The sequence below is a fragment of the Amycolatopsis sp. cmx-11-32 genome (genome assembly GCF_047608695.1).
In the GTDB taxonomy this organism is placed as follows: Bacteria; Actinomycetota; Actinomycetes; order Mycobacteriales; family Pseudonocardiaceae; genus Amycolatopsis.
Map to the genome: position 1 here is coordinate 19775 of NZ_JADNQN010000017.1, position 17679 is coordinate 37453.

The 17679-nt window shown below is 67.2% G+C and carries 14 protein-coding genes; 1 reads left to right on the forward strand and 13 read right to left on the reverse strand.

The features are described from left to right. Positions 1–124: 124 nt before the first annotated feature. The 10 genes from ACM6LR_RS35015 to ACM6LR_RS35060 form a co-directional block, all read right to left on the reverse strand. The gene (locus tag ACM6LR_RS35015; RefSeq protein ID WP_414939939.1) at positions 125–742 is read right to left on the reverse strand and encodes a dTDP-4-dehydrorhamnose 3,5-epimerase family protein; all 618 of its coding nucleotides are present in this window, start codon (positions 740–742) and stop codon (positions 125–127) included. A gap of 23 nt (positions 743–765) precedes the next feature. After that, positions 766–1875 (reverse strand): DegT/DnrJ/EryC1/StrS family aminotransferase, encoded by a 1110-nt coding sequence (locus ACM6LR_RS35020; RefSeq protein ID WP_414945314.1) that lies wholly within the window; start codon positions 1873–1875, stop codon positions 766–768. Next, on the reverse strand, positions 1872–2849 hold the full coding sequence (locus ACM6LR_RS35025; protein WP_414939941.1) for an NAD-dependent epimerase/dehydratase family protein: 978 nt from the start codon (positions 2847–2849) through the stop codon (positions 1872–1874). Before ACM6LR_RS35025 ends, ACM6LR_RS35020 begins: the two co-directional genes overlap by 4 nt. 1 nt (position 2850) lies before the next feature. Next, positions 2851–4161 (reverse strand): NDP-hexose 2,3-dehydratase family protein, encoded by a 1311-nt coding sequence (locus ACM6LR_RS35030; RefSeq protein ID WP_414940194.1) that lies wholly within the window; start codon positions 4159–4161, stop codon positions 2851–2853. A gap of 637 nt (positions 4162–4798) precedes the next feature. After that, positions 4799–6148, reverse strand: coding sequence for a cation:proton antiporter (locus ACM6LR_RS35035; RefSeq protein ID WP_414945315.1), 1350 nt, complete (start codon positions 6146–6148; stop codon positions 4799–4801). 57 nt (positions 6149–6205) lie between these two features. Continuing rightward, complete coding sequence (locus tag ACM6LR_RS35040; RefSeq protein WP_414939943.1) at positions 6206–7285, reverse strand: alpha-hydroxy acid oxidase; 1080 nt, start codon at positions 7283–7285, stop codon at positions 6206–6208. Further along, on the reverse strand, positions 7282–8343 hold the full coding sequence (gene hppD, locus ACM6LR_RS35045) for a 4-hydroxyphenylpyruvate dioxygenase (protein ID WP_414945316.1): 1062 nt from the start codon (positions 8341–8343) through the stop codon (positions 7282–7284). The genes ACM6LR_RS35040 and hppD overlap by 4 nt, the downstream gene beginning before the upstream one ends. Before the next feature lie 111 nt (positions 8344–8454). After that, entirely contained in the window at positions 8455–9645 is a 1191-nt protein-coding gene (locus ACM6LR_RS35050) for a cytochrome P450 (protein ID WP_414945317.1), read from the reverse strand. 15 nt (positions 9646–9660) lie between these two features. Beyond that, positions 9661–11397, reverse strand: coding sequence for an amino acid adenylation domain-containing protein (locus tag ACM6LR_RS35055; RefSeq protein ID WP_414945318.1), 1737 nt, complete (start codon positions 11395–11397; stop codon positions 9661–9663). After that, positions 11394–12224, reverse strand: a complete 831-nt coding sequence (locus ACM6LR_RS35060; RefSeq protein ID WP_414939948.1) for an alpha/beta fold hydrolase — start codon at positions 12222–12224, stop codon at positions 11394–11396. The genes ACM6LR_RS35055 and ACM6LR_RS35060 overlap by 4 nt, the downstream gene beginning before the upstream one ends. Positions 12225–12441: 217 nt before the next feature. On the opposite strand from ACM6LR_RS35060, the gene ACM6LR_RS35065 reads away from it, so the two are divergent. After that, positions 12442–13728 (forward strand): PLP-dependent aminotransferase family protein, encoded by a 1287-nt coding sequence (locus ACM6LR_RS35065; protein WP_414945319.1) that lies wholly within the window; start codon positions 12442–12444, stop codon positions 13726–13728. 72 nt (positions 13729–13800) lie between these two features. Here the strand turns inward: ACM6LR_RS35065 and ACM6LR_RS35070 are convergent, their stop codons facing one another. The 3 genes from ACM6LR_RS35070 to ACM6LR_RS35080 form a co-directional block, all read right to left on the reverse strand. Next, positions 13801–14607, reverse strand: coding sequence for a PIG-L deacetylase family protein (locus ACM6LR_RS35070; RefSeq protein WP_414939950.1), 807 nt, complete (start codon positions 14605–14607; stop codon positions 13801–13803). Further along, positions 14604–15422 (reverse strand): daptide-type RiPP biosynthesis methyltransferase, encoded by an 819-nt coding sequence (gene mpaM / locus ACM6LR_RS35075; RefSeq protein ID WP_414939951.1) that lies wholly within the window; start codon positions 15420–15422, stop codon positions 14604–14606. Before mpaM ends, ACM6LR_RS35070 begins: the two co-directional genes overlap by 4 nt. Before the next feature lie 501 nt (positions 15423–15923). Continuing rightward, positions 15924–17651 carry an ArnT family glycosyltransferase gene (locus ACM6LR_RS35080; protein ID WP_414945320.1) on the reverse strand — a complete coding sequence of 576 codons (1728 nt, stop codon included), beginning with the start codon at positions 17649–17651 and terminating at the stop codon, positions 15924–15926. Positions 17652–17679 lie beyond the last annotated feature (28 nt).

Consider the following 17679-nt stretch of genomic DNA (forward strand, 5'->3'; position numbering starts at 1 on the left):
ACTTTCGGGACATCTGATGTCCCGAAAGTGGCTTTCGCGACACCCAGATCAGCACCTGGGCGAGCACATGCGACGCCACCGTTGCCTCACCCCTCGATTAACCGTCCTTACCACTCACGAAGCGTCAGGCGGACAAAGGAACTCCGGACAGCTGCCGCTCGAGCTCCAGGCTGGTGGCGTAGTCCGGCAGCAGGCCCTGCTGCTCCGCCTCGGCGAGCGTGATGGCCACCCCGTCCCGATCGGACAGGATCGGTTCGACTTCGGCGTCGATGGGCAGGCCCAGTGCGGGGTCCAGGGCCGAGAGGGCGAGTTCGTTCTGCGCCACATAGCCCGCGGAGAGCATGTACGACATGACGGTGTCGTCCTCGAGCGCCACGAAGGCATGGCCGACGCCGACGGGGAAGTACATCGTCCGGTAATCCTGCTGGTCCATCAGGACCGCGTCCCATTTGCCGAACGTCGGCGACCCGACCCGGATGTCGACCACGATGTCCAAGGCCTTGCCGCGTGCGCAGTAAACGTACTTCGCGATACCCGGCGGCGTCACGGTGTAGTGGATGCCCCGCACCACGCCGCGCTTGGACATGCTGTGGTTCGTCTGTGCCACCCGGAAGAGCGGGCCGCCGTAAGCCTCGATGAAGGCCTCCTCCTGGAACGGCGAGACGAACAGGCCCCGGTCGTCGGGAAAGACGCGAGGGGTGAACTCGATCGCGCCCTCGACGGCGAGTTTTCGTGCTTGCACAGCTGCTCCTGAGGTTGGACTGGTCAGAGGTTGGACAGCACTTCGCGGACCGCGTGGATGACCTTGTCCTGCAGGTCGGCGGTGAGCGCGGGATACATCGGCAGCGAGAAGATCTCGGTGGCCAGTTTCTCGGTGACCGGGAGCGAGCCGGTTTCGTAGCCGAGGTGGGCGAACCCGGTCATGGTGTGCACGGGCCACGGATAGCTGATGTTCAAGTGGATGTCGTACGCCTTGAGGCGTTCGAGGATCTCGTCACGCCGCGGGTGACGCACGACGTACACGTAGTACACGTGCTCATTGCCGGAGACGGTCCGCGGAAGTTTCAGCTCGGTGTCACCGAGACCTTCCACGTAGCGCTCGGCGACGGCCCGGCGGGCGGCAGTGTAGGTGTCGAGACGCTTGAGCTTGCGCCGCAGGATCTCGGCCTGGACCTCGTCGAGGCGGCTGTTGTGGGCGGGCGTTTCCAGCGTGTAGTAGCGCTCGTCCATGCCGTAGTAGCGCAATCTCCGCAGCTTGCGTTCCACGGATTCGGCGGACGTGATGACCGCGCCGCCGTCGCCATACGCGCCGAGCACCTTGGTGGGGTAGAAGGAGAACGCGGCCGCGTCGCCGGTCGAACCGGCGACCGTGCCATTCTGCCGGGCTCCGTGCGCCTGCGCGCAATCCTCCAAAATGGACAGTCCGTGCTTCGCGGCGAGTTCCCTCAGCGGAGCCATGTCCACGCACTGGCCGTACAGGTGCACGGGCAGCAGGCATTTGGTGCGCTCGGTGATCGCGGCCTCGACCTGGCCGGTGTCCATCAGGAAGTCGTCCTCGCGGACGTCGACGAAGACCGGGGTGGCACCCGTGCCGTCGATGGCGACCACGGTCGGGGCGGCGGTGTTCGACACCGTGATCACCTCGTCGCCCGGCCCCACGCCCAGCGCCTGGAGACCGAGTTTGATCGCGTTCGTCCCGTTGTCGACGCCGACACAGTGCTCGACCCCATGGTACGCGGCGAATTCCGACTCGAAGCCGCGCAAGCTCGCGCCGAGCACGAGTTGCCCGGAATTGAAAACCGTCTCGACCGCGTCCAGCAAGTCGAGCCGCTCGGCCTCGTATTCGACCAGGTAGTCCCAAACACGCGTGGTCATGTGCGAACCTTTCCCTGAACTGATGTCGTCAATGCGGCGACGGTGCGACGCACTCCTTCGGGCAGCGAGATCTCCGGGTGCCATCCGGTGATCGCCCGGAACGGCGTGGAATCGATGGTGACGCTCCGGAGATCCGTCTCGGGCGCGTGCGACGGTGGCTCCACACAAGTCACGTCCACCTGGTCCTGACCGGTGAGTTCGGACAATTCCCTCGCCACCAGCCGGAACACTTCGCCCAGCTGATCGCCTCGGCCGGCGCCGAGCAGCCAATGCCCGCCCACGAGGGGAGCCGGGGTGGCCAGCGCCGCCGTGAACGCCGCCGCGATGTCCTCGACGTGGACCAGGTCGCGCCGCACCGTGCCGTCGCCCCAGATGGTGAGTGCCTGGCCTTCGAGCGCTCGCCGCGCCATGGCGGATACGACACCGCGGTCATGGTTCGCGTCCGGTGCCGTGGTCTCGCCGAACACCGTCGGCAACCGCAGGCTGATGCCGCGCACCCGGCCGTCGATCGTGGCGTCCTTGAGGAGCTGTTCCGCGGTCAGCTTCTGCTTGTCGTAGGGAGTCGCCGGGTGGTCGGGCTCGCTTCCGTCGATCGGCTCCCGAGGCGGCACACCGACCTGCGAGGCGGCACCGCCGTACACCACCAGCGGTGGCGTATCGCCGGTGCCGCCGATGACGTCGATGAGGTCCCGCATCACACCCACGTTGACGCGTTCGGCCGCCTCGGTCTCAGCCGCGCGCCATCCGCCGTCCGCCAGGAGCAGGTACACGACCGCGTCCGATCCCGCGACCGCGTCGGCGAGCGCGGCACGGTCGGTGAGGTCCGCGGCGACGACGGTGATTTCGGCTTGGCCGGGCGCGGGGGCGAACCGCCGCCGCGCCACCGCTCGCAGCCGGATCGGCTGCCGCGCCAGTGCGCGCGTGACAGCCGAGCCGACGAAGCCCGACGCGCCGAGGACGGTGATCTGTTTCATTTCATGCACTTCCTTGAGGCTGTGCGGTCGCGGCGTTGATGCAGGCGAGAAGCGTGCGGGCCTCGACGTTGACGTAATGCCCGTGCCGGGTGAGCGCGGTCAGCTGGGCCGGGGTGACCCAGGCGTAGCCAGGCGGCGGATCGATGGTTTCGTCCGCGTCGACCGCAAGATAGCGGGCCCTGACGTTGAGAAAGCGGCCGCCTTCTTCGGAATGGATTGCCTCGTAACGGATCCTCGACCGTGGAGCGTCCAGGACGGCGTCGAGGAAGGGCGGCCTGCTCTCCGGCGGCAGGTGCGCGTAGTTGTGGGGGGTGCACTGGACGGTCGGCGCCAACTCGACCGTGTCCAGGAAACCACCGTCAGCGCGGGCGTGCACCAGAACGTGTGGCACGCCGCCGATCTCGCGCACGAGGAACGCGACGACGCCGAGACCGACGGATTCGAGCAACGGCTGGGTCCAGCTGACCCGCTCGCGGTTACTGCCTTTCACGGCGACCGCGAGGACCTTGAAGTAGCGGCCGTCCTCGTGCTCGATCACTTCGACGTTCTGCTTCCAGCCGCTGACGTCCGTGAGCGGAATGCGGCGGGCACGCACATCGTGGCGCGAACGCTCGTTCGTGAACCACGAAAGGAGCTGGATGTCGGAGAACAGCGCGCCGGGAGCCGTGTCGTGGTACGGAAGGCACGACAACACGCTCCTGGCGTTCATGTTGATCGTCTCGTCTTCGTGCATCAGTTCCGCGATCTGGCCGAGCGTGAGCCAGCAGAAGTCGTCCCACATCGGCACGTCGTCGACGGTCTCGACGATCATGTTGCGATTGGACTTGTGGAAGAACCATGAGCCTTGTTCCGCCTGGAGAACGTCTACGATCACCCGCTCGGGATCGGGCGGGGCGAAGTACTCGATCAGCTTGACGTTCGTACCGCCGTGTGCCTTGGTGTAGTTGCTGCGAGTGGCCTGTACGGTCGGCGACAACTGCACCAGGTTGGGGTTTCCCGGCTCCATCTTGGCCTGCATCAGGAAGTGCAGGACTCCGTCGAACTCCTTGCCGAGGATGCCGAGGATGCCCACTTCGGGCTGTTTGATGACCGGCTGCTGCCACTCGCGGTAGGGGCCGTCACCGTGTGGGCCGTCGGCCTCGACCACGTGCAAGCCCTCGATGGTGAAGAACCGTCCGCTTCGGTGCACGAGATTGCCGGTCGCGGCCTCGAACCCCCACTGGTCCAGGTCCGCGAAGGGGATGCGTTCGACGTGGAAGACGTTGGCCTCGCGGCGTTCGGCGATCCAGGCACGGACGTCCTCGGTCCGCATGTGCACCCCGTCGGTGGTCGCGGCCGACAAGGTGATGCGGTCCGCGTGGCCGCGGTCGTCACGAGGACGCACCGCGCGGACGGGCAGGCTGCCGACGGCATCGAGGACGCCTTGCCGTTCCTCGTCGTACTCACCGAGCTGGTCCTGCACGTAGGTGGTCATCGCACTGCTCCAGGTCGTTGAGTGGGCATGGCCGACACTGATACCTCCCCTTATGTCCACCTTTCGCGGGTCGCAGCGGAGCACACCGTGAAGGTAGCTTCGGCCGATCTCGCCGGTCCAGATCGTCCAATTCCCGCTACGGGTCGGAATCCGGATTTACCGTGTCGCGAAAGCCACTTTCGAGACTTCAGAAGTCGCGGAAGTGGCTTTCGCGACACCCGGGAGGCGGCCGCGCTTGACGTCTGAGGCACGCTTCGGTCGGGTGGGTCGTGAGGTGCCTGGCGCAAGTAGTCCTCTACTTGCGGTCGGGTAATGGCGAGAGGAAGAGCGGGACGTGTGATCCTGCGGGTCTTACCCGTGATCAGACGGCGATCTCCGGAGATCGCCGTCCAATCACGCGTAACCGCCGTCTGATCACGCGAGATCGCCGTCCGAGGAACGAAACCCAACGTCAAGCAAGCAGAATCACGCGACACTAGAGAATTCGCTCCTGCTGGTTCGTCGCCGGTTGCGACGTCCAGGCCCGGTGCTCGGTCTCGCGTACTTCTTCCTCGGCGGTCTGTTCGAGTCTCTTCATCGCGAACCGCAGGATCGGCGGTGCCATCAGCGAGGTGACGATCGCGACGAGGATGATGATCGTGTAGATCTCGACGCTGAGGATGCCCAGTCGCAGGCCGACCATGGCGACCACGATTTCGATGACGCCCCGCGCGTTCAGTCCGGCGCCGAGCGCCAGCCCTTCCCATCTGTTCAGGCCGCTGAGCCGCGCGCCGGCGTACGCGCCGGCGAACTTGCCGATGATGGCCAGTGCGAGCACCGCCAGCCCGGTGAGCAGGACCTGCGGGCGGATCAGCGCGGTGAGGTCCATCCGCAACCCGGCCGTGGCGAAGAAGACCGGCGCGAACACCGACAGGATGACGGTGCGCAACGGGGCCAGCTTGGCCGGGTCCACCTTACCCGCGGTGCCGATCAGGATGCCGCAGACGAAGGCTCCGAAGACCGCCTCCAGGCCGAGAGCCTGGGTGCCTGCCGAGGCCAGGAGTACCAGGACGACGACGGCGCCGACGGTGGGCCCGGCCCCTTCGGACTTGCCTGCGACCCGCACCACGCCCCGGACCAGCGGCCTGCCGAGGGTGAGCGCGAAGACGATGATGAGAATCAAGTAGGCGAGGGAAACGAGCACGGTTCCGGTAGTCACCGCGTGCACCGCCATCGCGCTGACGACCGACAGCATGAACCAGCCGAACGCGTCGTCGATCGTACCCGCGGCGAGCGTGAGCTGCCCGACGTTGCGGTGCAACAGGTTCATGTCGATGAGGGTCTTGGCGATGACCGGGATGGCGCTGACGCACATCGCGACGCCGAGGAACAGTGCGAAGACGGTGATGTCGGTGCCGTCGGGAATCAGCATCTTGGGCAGCACGAAACCCGCGCCGATGCCCAGGCCGAGAGGAATGACCAGGCCGCCGAAGCTGACCCCCGCGGCGGCGCCGCCGCGGCGGCGGATCATCTTCATGTCCATCTGCATACCGGTGAGACCGACCAGCAGGATGACGCCGATTTGGCCGACCGCGTCGAGAAGGTGGTACTGCTCGGCGACGGCCGGGAACAGCCAGCCGTGCGGCCCCGGCGCGGCCCAAGCCAGCAGCGAAGGACCGAGGATCACCCCGACGAACAGTTCGCCGACCACAGCGGGCATCCCGAACCGGGCAGCCAGCCGTCCGAAGACGACGGCGAGCAGCAGCAGCAAGCCGACCTGGAGTAAGAAGATCAGGAGACTGTGCGCGGCGATCGGGGCGACCGGCGCGGGAAGCGAGAGAAGCACTTTCCTCCTTCGGGAAAGGGCGGATCGACGTCAGGCGAAGGCCCGCCCGACGGAACGTCAGCCGTAGTGAGAGACCCTCGTGCTCAGCCGCCGGGCCGCACTCACCGAGTCACAGCCCGCGAGGCCCAGCGCGTTCCGGAATTCGACGGCGAGCAGGTCGAGCAGCTGCCGGGCACCGTCCTCACCGCCCGCGGCCAACCCCCACATCACGGGCCGCCCGACCAGTACGGCCGACGCGCCGAGCGCCATCGCCTTGAGGATGTCGCCACCGCTCCGGATCCCTCCGTCCAGCAGCACTTCACCCTCCCAGCCGGAGACGGCGGAGGCGATCTCACCGAGCATCTCGATTCCGGGCACGGCACCGTCCAACTGACGACCTCCGTGGTTGGACACCACGATTCCGGCGACACCCGCGTCGACGGCACGGCTCGCGTCCTCGACCGCGAGGATTCCCTTGAGCACCACCGGAAGGTCCGTATGCGCACGGACCGCCTCCACGGATTCCCAAGTGGCGGACGCGAACTCACGCGCGGTGTGGTCCGCCACCGCCGAGTGACCCCGAGTACGCCGGTGCGCGGCCGCTCCGGCGTCGAAATTGGCCGCCGTCACCCACTCCGGCAGTGCGAAGCCGTTCCGCATGTCCCGCAACCGCCGCCCCATCCACGGCACGTCGACGGTGAACACGATCGCCTCGCAACCGGCGTCTTCCGCGCGGCGCACGAGTTCCAGCGATCGTTTCTCGTCACGCAGCCAGTACAGCTGGAACCACGGCCGTCCACCGACGGCCGCGATCTCCTCCAGCGGAACACTGCTCAAGGTGCAGATGGTGTACGGCACGCCGGCGTCCCTGGCCGCGCGTGCCGCCGCGAGTTCACCATCGGGGTGGAACAACCGCTGGTAGGCCACCGGTGCGACCGCCATCGGCAGCGCGGCGGGCCGTCCGAGCACCTCGGTCTCGATGGTGCCGCCCGTCAGGTCACGCAGCATCCGGGGGATCACGAAGATCCGCTCGAGCGCGGCGCGGTTGGCCGTTAAAGAGGCCTCCGCGCCGCTGCCCCCGGCGAGAAAGTCCCAGATCTCGCCGGGGAGAACGTCCCGTGCGGCACGTTCGAGGTCGTCGAGGCAAAGGTGTGTCATCGCCGGGCGGGGCCGAGCTTGCTCTGCCCGGTCCGCTCCAGTTCCACGGCCTCGTACAGGGCCTTGATGTTCGAGCTGCCGAAGGTGCCGGCACCCTGCCGCTCGATGATCTCGAAGAAGATGGTCTTACGCGGATGCGTGGAAGCGGTGAAGATCTGGAACAGCTGGCCGCCGTGGTCCTCGTCGGCGAGCAGCTTCGTCTCCCGCAGATCGTCCAGCGAATGCGTCTCCAGCTCGATCCGCTCGCCGAGCAGGTCGTAGTAGGTGTCCGGGGTCTTCAAAAATTCCACCCCTCGCGCGGAAAGCTCCTTGACCGCACGGACCGCGTCCGCACTGGTGAAGGCGATGTGCTGGACGCCCGCACCGTGGTGTTCCTTGATGAAGTCGTCGATCTGGCCGGGGTCGGCGGTCTTGTCGGGCTCGATCAGGGTGAGGGTGACCTCTCCCGACGAGCTCTGCACGACGGTCGAGTTCATCGCCTGGGCACCGACCATGATGTGTTCCTCGAAGATCTGCTTGAACCCGAGGGCGCGCTCGTAGAACGCCACCGTCGGGCCGAGGTCCCCCCCGTTCAGGCAGACCGCGAAGTGATCGATCGCGAGCAGCTCCAGGTCTCCCTTGCCGCGGAAGGCTTCCGGCGATTCGTCTGCTCCGTCGCGCTGGATCAGGGTGTGCACGACATCACCGAAACCGCTGACGGTGGCCGTGATGACCGCCTCCGCGCGCTCGCCCGGCTCGCGGATGGGCCGCGCCCCCGCCCCCACCGCGGCCTCGAAAGCGGCGGCCACGTCCGAAGTGCGCAGCGCGATGTCGGCCACCCCTTCGCCGTGGGTCTGCAGGTAGGTCGCCCCCGGGTGACGGTCCGAAGTCGGCTCGGTGAGGACCAGTGCGATCGGTCCCTGCCGCAGGGTCACGCTCCGGTGGTCGGCCGAGCGGTCGGTGGAGGCGACGGAGAAGGCGTACTTGTCCATCCAGCCCGACGCGGCCACCTCGAGGTTGGCCACATACATTTCCACATAGTCGATCTTGAAGTTCTGCATGGTTTCTTGAGAAGACAAGACATTCCTCCGTGGAATAGATGTAATCCTCATTCACAGGATGACGCGAACCCCATTTCGCATCAACGTTGTCCGTTTGACACTTCCGTCCACATCGGACGGACGCGGAGGTCAGCGCGCCGTGAACCGCACCGGGAGCTCCCGGTAGCCCTGCACGACGACCGCGCGCAACCAGGCCGGTTCCTTCACCAGCTCCACTCGCGACACTCGCTCGGCCACCTCTCGCAGCACGACCGCCAGCTCGATCCGCGCGAGCGCGGACCCGAGGCAGTGGTGCATCCCGTGCCCGAAAGTGAGGTGCCGATTGGGTTTCCGCCCGGGGCGGAACGTGTCCGGGTCCTCGAACACGGCGGGATCCCGGTTCGCCGCGGGCAGCCACGCGACCACCGGGGTACCTGCCTCGAGGTGACGCCCGTTGACGGTGACCTCGCCGGTCGTCACCCGGAGCACGTGCATCGCGGGTGAGGTCCAGCGCAGCACCTCGTCCACGACGGTGTCGACGTCCACGCTCCCGTCCCGCACCTGCTCCAGCAGGCCGGGCACCGTGGCGAACGCGTGCACCGCACCGGTGATCGCGTGCCGGGTCGTCTCGTTGCCGCCGATCAAAACGTTGTCGCAGTTGAGCACCACGTCGTCGATCGTGAGGTCGTCATCGGTCAGCAGCGTGCTGACGAGGTCCTCGCCGGGGCTCGCTCGGCGCGCGGCGATCAATTCGTCGAAGTAGACGAGGATCTCGGTATGCGCCTGCCGCGGCGTCATCCCGTCGAACAGTTCGTCCTCGCCGCCGAACGCGTGGTTGGTCAGGTCGATGAGCATGTCCTCGTCCTCGGCGGGCACACCGAGGATTTCGCAGACGACCGCCGCGGGGATACGCGGGCCGATCGCCGCGGCGACGTCGCACACCTCACCGTCGAGCACTTGGTCGAGGACACCGCGCACCTCGGTCCGGACCCGCTCCGAGAGTTTCCGCGCGGCCGCCCTCGAAAGCAGCGGGCCGACCAGCTTGCGCAGTTTGCGGTGCTGATCCTGTTCGGACACCACCATCATCTGGCCACCCGACTTGTCAGGGTGGTCGCGATCGAAGCCGATCATCATCCCGTACTCGGAGGTGAACGGGGCGGACGGCCCGAGGACCGCGGCGCACGCCCGATGCGAGAACACGGACCAGAAACCACCGGGTGAACTGCCCGGTTCGCTCCACACCATCGCGTCTTCCAGCGCGAGCTCGCGCCAGCGGGCGTGGCGCTCCAAGGTCGTGTACAGATCGGGGTCGCCGAGATCGACGGCGTTCGTCGTCTGCATGAAAGGGTCTCCAGATCAGGTGAGGGCGCCGTCGAGCACCTTGGCGAGCTGGGCCACGGTCGGCGCGTCGAAGAAGGCCTGCACTCGCAGCCGGATCTTCAGTCGTTCGCGGATCCGGCTCACCAGCCGGGTCGCGAGCAGCGAATGGCCGCCGATCTCGAAGAAGCTCTCGTCGACGCCGACGGCGCTGACGCCGAGCACGTCGGCGAACAGTTCGGCGAGCAGGATCTCCATCGGTGTGCTCGGCGCCCGTCCCGATGTCACCCGCCCGGCGCTCTCGCCGTCGGGATCGGGTAGGGCGGCCCTGTCGACCTTGCCGTTCGGCGAGGTCGGCAGGCGCGGCAGGCCGACGACCACGTCGGGCACCAGGTACGAAGGCATCCGTTCACGCAACGGCGGGAGGAGGTCTTCGGCCGCCACCCGCTCGCCCCCGATGCCGACCACATAGGCGACGAGCCTGTTGTCGTGCATGGTCACCACCGCCTGGGCCACCCCGTCCACCGCGAGCAACGCGGCCTCGACCTCGCCGGGCTCGATCCGGTGGCCACGCACCTTCAGCTGGTCGTCGGCGCGGCCGACGAAGACGTACTGGCCGTCCGGACGCGTCCGCACCCGGTCACCGGTGCGGTACATCCGGCCACCCGGCTCGCCGAACGGATCCGGCAGGAAACGCTCCGCGGTCGCGGCCGCTCTCCGGAGGTAACCGCGGGCCAGTCCGGGGCCGACCGTGTACAGCTCGCCGACGTCCCCGTCCGGGACGGGCCGCAGCCGCTCGTCCAGGACATAGGTACGGACACCGGTGATCGGCCTGCCGATCGGCGGTGCGTCCTCACCGGTCAGCGGCTCGCTCGCGGTCACCGCGACGGTGACCTCGGTCGGGCCGTACGCGTTGATCATCACGCGGTCCATGGCCCAGCGTTTCGCGACCGGTGCCGGGCACGCCTCGCCCGCGACCAGGAGGGTCAGCCCCGCGGGCAGTCCGCCGGACTCCTCCAGTGGTGCCAGCGCGGACGGCGGCAGTGTGACGTGGCTGATGCCCTGGTCACGCACCAGCCTGCCGAGCGGTTCGCCGGGGACCAGGTCCGGCGCGGAGGCCAGCACCAGGCAGCCACCGGCCTGCCAGATCGGCCAGAACTCGGCGACGGCGGCGTCGAAACTGGGTGACGCGAAGGCCAGCAACCTGCTCTCCGGCGTCAGCTTCTGGCGGCGCACGTAGTCGTCGGCGAGGTTCGGGATCCCGCGGTGCGTGACCAGTACGCCCTTCGGCTTTCCGGTCGAGCCCGAGGTGTAGATGACGTACGCGGGATGGTCGGGGAGCAGCGGGCCGATCCGGTCCCCGTCGTCCAGGTTCGGCTCGGACCGGCCCGGCTCCCGTTCCACCCTCATGACGACGGGAGCGCCGTCCACATCCTGACCTGGCAGGCACAGCAGGCAATGCGCCGCCGTGTCGTCCAGCATGTGCCGCTTGCGTTCTTCCGGATAGTCCGGATCGACGGGCACATACGCGGCACCCGCCTTGTGCACGGCCAGGATCGCGATGACGAATTCGATCGACCTCGGCATCGCCAGCGCGACCAGCCGCTCCGGGCCGACCCCGTGCGCCACGAGCCGTCGCGCGAGCCGATTGGCTTCACCGTTCAGCTCGGCATAGGTGAGTGTGGTGGTGTCCATCGCCACCGCGGGCCGATCCGGCAGCACGGCCGCGGTCGCCTCGAACAGGGCAGGTGTCGTGGCCGCCGAAAGGACGGTCATGCGGTTTCCCCCAGTGTCTCGCGGGATTCGGTGCGGAGGAACCGGATCAGCTCGCGGTTCACCGGCTCCGGGTTCTCCAGGTAGCCGAAATGTCCGCACCCGGGAATCGTGCGGTGCGTCGCGCCGGGGATCGCGGCGGCCAGTTCCAGTCCGGCCGCCGCCGGCGCCACGAGGTCGTGCTCGAACGAGATGACGTGGCTGCGCACCGTGATCGCGCGGTAGGCCTCGATACGGTCGGGCAACGCGCTCAGCAGCAGCTGCGCCCGGACGCCCGGCCCCCAGGACCCCGTCGCCGCGAACAGGTCGAGCCAGTCGCCGGCGAGGTCGTCGTCGGCGAGCGTCGCGGGCCCCAGGTTGTGCATGGCGCGAACGGCGGCGAGGAAAGCCGGTGGCAACTCGATGCCCTGTTCGATCAGCTTCGCTTCACCCTGCGCGAGCTCCCGCTGGACGAGACTGCTCTTGCCACAGGCCGCCATCAGCACGACCGAAGCGAGCAGCTCCGGATGGGCGAGTGCCAGTTCCTGCGCGATGTACGAGCCCATCGACGTGCCGACAACGCGGCACGGCACGGCGTCGAGGTAGTCGATCAGGGCGGCCACGTCCGACACGAGGTCGTCGATGGTGAACCCGTCCTTGCCGTCGTCGCTCGGCGGGATCCCGCGGTTGTCCATGGTGATCACCCGGAATCCGGCGGTACGGAGCGCCGGTACCTGATGCAGGTCCCACACCGAGCTCGGCGCCCCGGTGCCGGTCAGCAGCAGTACCGGCGGACCATCGCCACAATCGTTGTAGGACAACCGGATCCCGTTCTCGGTCGTCATCAGCATGAAGCTCCTCCGGGAGTGCGGTTTGGGCGCAGCGCGAAAGTGTTTCCCCTCAACGGTTCCGTTCACCCCAGGTGCTGCGGCACGGAGCTGACCGTACCTTCAGAGATCGAGTGTCCGGAGTATTCGGCGATGGACGCCCCGGAGCGCCGGGGAAATCATCCCGGGCGTCCACGGTCCGTTCTTGACACCTCGACGGCGTATGGAAATCCTAGTATTCATGGATTCAAACGGTCTGTCCACTCACTTGGACGTGGAAACGCTGCACGGATCGCTCACCGATCCGGCCATCTCGTCGATGAACCTGCTCAACGAGCTGATCGACGAATACCCTGTGGCCATTTCCATGGCGGCAGGCAGGCCGTACGAAGAGTTCTTCGACATCCGTCTCGTTCACGAGTACATCGACGCCTATTGCGACCATCTCCGCAACGATCGGAAAATGGACGAGGCGGGGGTCACCCGCACCATTTTCCAATACGGCACCACGAAGGGTGTCATCGCCGATCTGATCGCGCGAAATCTGGCCGAGGACGAGAACATCGTCACCACCCCCGAGTCCGTGGTCGTCACCGTCGGCGCCCAGGAGGCCATGTTCCTGGTTCTCCGCACGCTGCGGGCGAGCGAACGGGACGTGCTGCTCGCGCCCGCTCCCACCTACGTCGGCCTGACCGGAGCGGCACTGCTCACCGACACCCCCGTCTGGCCGGTCCGGTCCACCGAGAACGGCATCGACCCCGAAGACCTCGTGGTCCAGCTGAAGCGTGCCGAGGAACAGGGCAAACGGGTCCGGGCGTGTTACGTGACACCGAACTTCGCCAACCCCACCGGCACCAGCATGGATCTGCCGTCCCGTCACCGTCTCCTCGAGGTGGCCGAGACGCACGGCATCCTGCTTCTGGAGGACAACGCGTACGGGCTCTTCGGATCCGAACGACTGCCTTCACTGAAGTCCCTCGACCGGTCGGGCACCGTGGTCTATCTCGGCTCCTTCGCCAAGACCGGCATGCCTGGCGCCCGGGTCGGCTACGCGGTGGCGGATCAGCGGATGGCGGACGGCGGCCTGTTCGCCGACCAGCTTTCGAAGCTCAAAGGCATGCTCACGGTGAACACCTCCCCCATCGCGCAGGCGGTGATCGCCGGAAAGCTGCTTCTCAACGGCTTCAGCCTGATCAAGGCCAACGTGCGGGAAATCGACATCTACCAGCGCAACCTCCGCCTCACCCTCGGCGAACTCGACCGCAGGCTCGGCGCGCGCGACGGCGTCAGCTGGAACACCCCGACCGGCGGGTTCTTCGTCACCGTCACGGTGCCCTTCGCCGTCGACGACGAACTGCTGGCACACGCCGCCCGCGACCACGGCGTGTTGTTCACCCCGATGCATCACTTCTACGGCGGCAAGGGCGGGTTCAACCAGCTCCGGCTGTCGATCAGCCTGCTCACCCCGGAACTGATCGAGGAGGGCGTGTCGCGCCTCGCCGGCCTGATCACCTCACGGCTGCCCTGACCGCGCCCGAAAACAGGCCCGGGCGCCACGTGGGGACGATGAACGTCTCCCGCGTGGCGCCCGGGCCTGTTCTCAGCTGTCGCCTTCGGGGAAGATGACCGGCCAGGTCACTTCCCCGTATCCGCCATCCGGCGAATTCTTCCCGGCATGCTCGTCCAGAGCACCGAAGAAGTTCTTTTCCGGCCCGTCGAACATCGCCAGCTGGGACGGGTACAGCTCCAGTGCTTGAAATTTCCGGGTCCGCGCTTCGGGCTTGACGGAGCCGAAAGCGGGGTCGCCGAGGCGAAAGGCCCGCGGGAGTTCGACCTTCCCCGACCCGAAAGTCGCATGAGGAATGTCCTCCCACAGCCGGATCGGAATACCTCGCTCGTTCGCGACGGCCAGTGAAGCATCTCGCGCGATCTCGTTGTCGATGTGATCGCTGAGCGCGGCGCACGTGACGATCAGCGTCGGCGCGAACTCTTCGACAACCGACCCGATGGCGTCCTCGACCTCGATGAAGAGATCGCGGTTGCTCTCCGGCGCCTGCTTTTCGATCTTCAGTTTTTGACGGCCTTCCACGTTGTCGGTCAGCCACCGGCCATCCGGCGCCTTGCGATAGATGGAATCGAGGAACCGGCCGTGCACATGCCCCGCCCCGAGGTGACCGAGCGCGGCGATATCCTCCTTCTGGCGATGCAGTACCGCGTCTTCGTCCGGGGAAATCCCCCAGATCGAGTGCATCCGCTCCGCCGCCGGAGAATAGGGAGGTTGCGCGACGCCGGCGAACACCGTGTAAACGGTCACCTTCGCACCGTCCTGCGCCGCCTGCGCGAGACTTGCCCCGAAGGACAGGACAGCGTCGTCCAAATGAGGGGATACCGCCAGAATCCGGGTCACAACGATGCCTCCAGCAACAACACGTCTTCAGAGCCCTGCCCGGCCGACGCGAACGGGGTCCGCGCGACCACTTCGAATTCGGCCTGTTCGAGCTCCCGTACTATCTGATCCGCCTTCAGGAGCCTGATCCGGTTCGTGCAGACGACGAAGGGATCAGCCGCTTCATCCGCGGGGCAGATGGTGATCTCGTGAATTTCCTTGCCCGCCGACATTTTCGCGTGCAACACGTACCGTCGGCCACTCAACCCCGAAAGCTCTTGCTGCCGCTCCGGCGAATCCGGCTTGACGGCCTCCGCCACGGCCACCGCGAGCAGGAACCTTCCGCCGGGCGCGAGATGCTCGCGAACCGACGCGTACAGTCCCGGCCTGTCCGCGTCGTCAAGGACGTTGATCGAGCCCGAGCTGACGATCACCGTTCCGAAGCGTTCGTGCAGTTCGAAGGCGGTCATATCCCCGTGCACCACGGTGCACCGATCCCGGACCTCCGACGGCAGGTCTTCCAACCGCTTCCGCAGGGTGGCGATCATCGCGGTCGACAGTTCGAGAGCGGCCACGTCGAAGCCGAGCGCCAGAAGAGGGAAGGTCACCCTCCCAGTTCCGGCCGCGAGCTCCAGCACCGGCCCGGAATCCGGACCGACACGGTTCGCGAACTCCCGCGCTTCGGAAGTGCCGTCCGCGTCCTGCATCAAATCGTGATAAGTGTCCGCGGCGTCCTCGTCATAAATGCCGCACAGAACTCCTCGCTCGCCTACCGAGGCGAGCAGAACATCCGAGCGGGTGGTCCGCACGGCTCCACGCGCGATTTGTTCACTCATGTGGTCAGAATACGGGTAGACGGTTATCGAGGGGTAGGGAAAAGCGGTGGTTGCGAAGCGGCTTTTCGGGACTTGAGTGGTAAGGCGCGGCGGCGTCGACAGAGGGGTGTGTGGAAATAGGGACGTTGAGTGTCCCTATTTCCACACACCCCCCTCGGATCCGGTGGCCACAGGGACTCCTCGTACGGGACTGTGTGGATTTTGGGTCATCTAATGTCCCAAAATCCACACAGTGAGGGACGCGGCCCGGCACCGAGCCAGGTCGGTCGAGACGTTGCTCCACGGGCACGGCACACCGCGAGACTGATGTCCCCAATGTGGCATTGGGGGCAGCGGCTCTCGTGAGGAGTGGGGATGCTGAGCGGCAGGGGACGTTGAGGGTCCCGATTCTTCCCCGCTCAGCACAATCCCGGCGAGTCCGGTAGTGGTTTCGGTGGCTGTCGTGAGGTCAGGTCGGTCTCGGAACCCAGGCGCACGCACGACCACCCCGACCGACGCCGATCACCCACCCCCGCCATCACCCGGCATGCCACCCGGCGCGCCGCCGGGGATGCCGCCGGGCATGCCACCCGGCTCCGGCCGGTCCGGCATCTCTCCCGACTGCGGTCCACCGGGGATCTTGCCAGACTCCGGTCCGGCGTTCGCGTCGTAGGAGGTGCCGGCGTAATCCGGGTCGAGTACCGAGAAGGCGTAAGTGGCGGGTGCGGCCAGCACGGCCGCCACGCCGAGCGCGAGCGCGGCCGTGACCATGGTGGGGGAGGCGGACTTGAGCGCTCGTGCCAGAACCAGCGCGACGATGGCGACCGCGCCGAGCGCGAGCGTGCCCCATTTCGCCCACGGCAGGAAGTTCGGGTAGTGGGACCACAGCCAGGCGCCCCAAGCCAGTTCGGCCGCGACCGCGAGTGGCAGTAGCCAGGTTTGCCTGCCGCCGCGCCGGTACGCCCGCCAGAACATCACGATGCCGAGGGCGGAGAGCGCGGCGACCGGAGGCGCGAGTGAGGCCACATACGCGGTATGCGGGACTGTGCCCACGCTGAAGATCAGGCCGAAGGTCAGCAGCCATACGCCCCACATCACCAACCCGCCGCGCACCGGGTCGGTGCGCTCGGCGCGGCGCCACCACCAGAGCCCGCACAGCAAGGCCAGCACCGTGAGCGGGAACAGCCAGCCGACCGCGACGGGGAGGTGACCGTCGAACAGCTTGCCCCACCCCAGCGGGCTCTCCCTGCTCGCCGCCTTCGTCGGGTCCTCCCACGGATTCCCCCTGATGGCGGGAATGATGTCGATCATCGGGGGAGGCGGTGCGTCCGGGACGACGATCGGGACGTCTCCGTCGGTGACCTCCCTGGCGCCGGGGATGCTGATGCCCACCCGCCCGAGGCCGTTGTATCCGAACACCATCGCGGCGGCGCTGTTGTTCGTGCTGCCATCGACATAGGGCCGGTCATCGGCCGGGGTGAAGGTGTAGAGCGCGATCCACGACAGCGAAACCGCCAGCGTCACCACCCCGGCGATTCCCACGTGCTTCATCCGGCGGCGCGACTCGACCGGCGCGGACAGCAGGTAGCCCGCCAGCAGCGCGGGCAGGATCATCCACGCCTGCAACATCTTGGCCTGGAAACCGATCCCGACCCAGACACCGGCCAGCACCAGCGACCGCAGACGTGCTTCCAGGACGGCGCGCTGATACGCGTCGACGGCGAGCACCAGGCACAGGGTCAGGAAACCGTCGTGCATGCTGTGCCCGAACATGGACGCGGCGACCGGGGTGAGGGCGAAGATGCCCGCGGCGAGCAGCCCGGGGACCACGCCGGCCCACCGCCGCACGACCCGGTACAGCACCAGTACCGAGATCACGCCCTCGATCACCTGTGGCAGCGCGAGAGACCATTCGTGATAGCCGAAGATCTTCGCCGAAATGACCTGGGGAACGAATGATCCGGCGAGCTTGTCGAGCGTGTACGTCGCTTCCGCGTCGATGGCGCCGAACAAGAATCCCTTCCAGCTCCCGGACATGCTCTTGACGGCTTCCGCGTACAGCGGCGCGTAGTCGACCAGCGGCAGGTTCCAGGCGTAGAGCACCGCCGCGACGAACGCGATGCCCAGCAACGCGGGACGGGCCCACCTCGGCTGACCGGCCGGTGAACGCCAGACCGCCCAGCGGTCGGGTTTGCCGTCAGGCACGAAATCCTGAGACGGCGAAGGCAGATAGGCGAGTGTTGCGGACACCCCGGTACCTCCGGACGTGATGACGGGT

What these genes read in the sequence shown, in the direction of transcription:
- ACM6LR_RS35020 (WP_414945314.1), bottom strand. Translation starts at nt 1,875, where the DNA reads ATGACCACGCGTGTTTGGGACTACCTGGTCGAATACGAGGCCGAGCGG.
- ACM6LR_RS35025 (WP_414939941.1), bottom strand. Translation starts at nt 2,849, where the DNA reads ATGAAACAGATCACCGTCCTCGGCGCGTCGGGCTTCGTCGGCTCGGCT.
- ACM6LR_RS35030 (WP_414940194.1), bottom strand. Translation starts at nt 4,161, where the DNA reads ATGCGGACCGAGGACGTCCGTGCCTGGATCGCCGAACGCCGCGAGGCC.
- ACM6LR_RS35040 (WP_414939943.1), bottom strand. Translation starts at nt 7,285, where the DNA reads ATGACACACCTTTGCCTCGACGACCTCGAACGTGCCGCACGGGACGTT.
- ACM6LR_RS35050 (WP_414945317.1), bottom strand. Translation starts at nt 9,645, where the DNA reads ATGCAGACGACGAACGCCGTCGATCTCGGCGACCCCGATCTGTACACG.
- ACM6LR_RS35055 (WP_414945318.1), bottom strand. Translation starts at nt 11,397, where the DNA reads ATGACCGTCCTTTCGGCGGCCACGACACCTGCCCTGTTCGAGGCGACC.
- ACM6LR_RS35060 (WP_414939948.1), bottom strand. Translation starts at nt 12,224, where the DNA reads ATGCTGATGACGACCGAGAACGGGATCCGGTTGTCCTACAACGATTGT.
- ACM6LR_RS35065 (WP_414945319.1), top strand. Translation starts at nt 12,442, where the DNA reads ATGGATTCAAACGGTCTGTCCACTCACTTGGACGTGGAAACGCTGCAC.
- mpaM (WP_414939951.1), bottom strand. Translation starts at nt 15,422, where the DNA reads ATGAGTGAACAAATCGCGCGTGGAGCCGTGCGGACCACCCGCTCGGAT.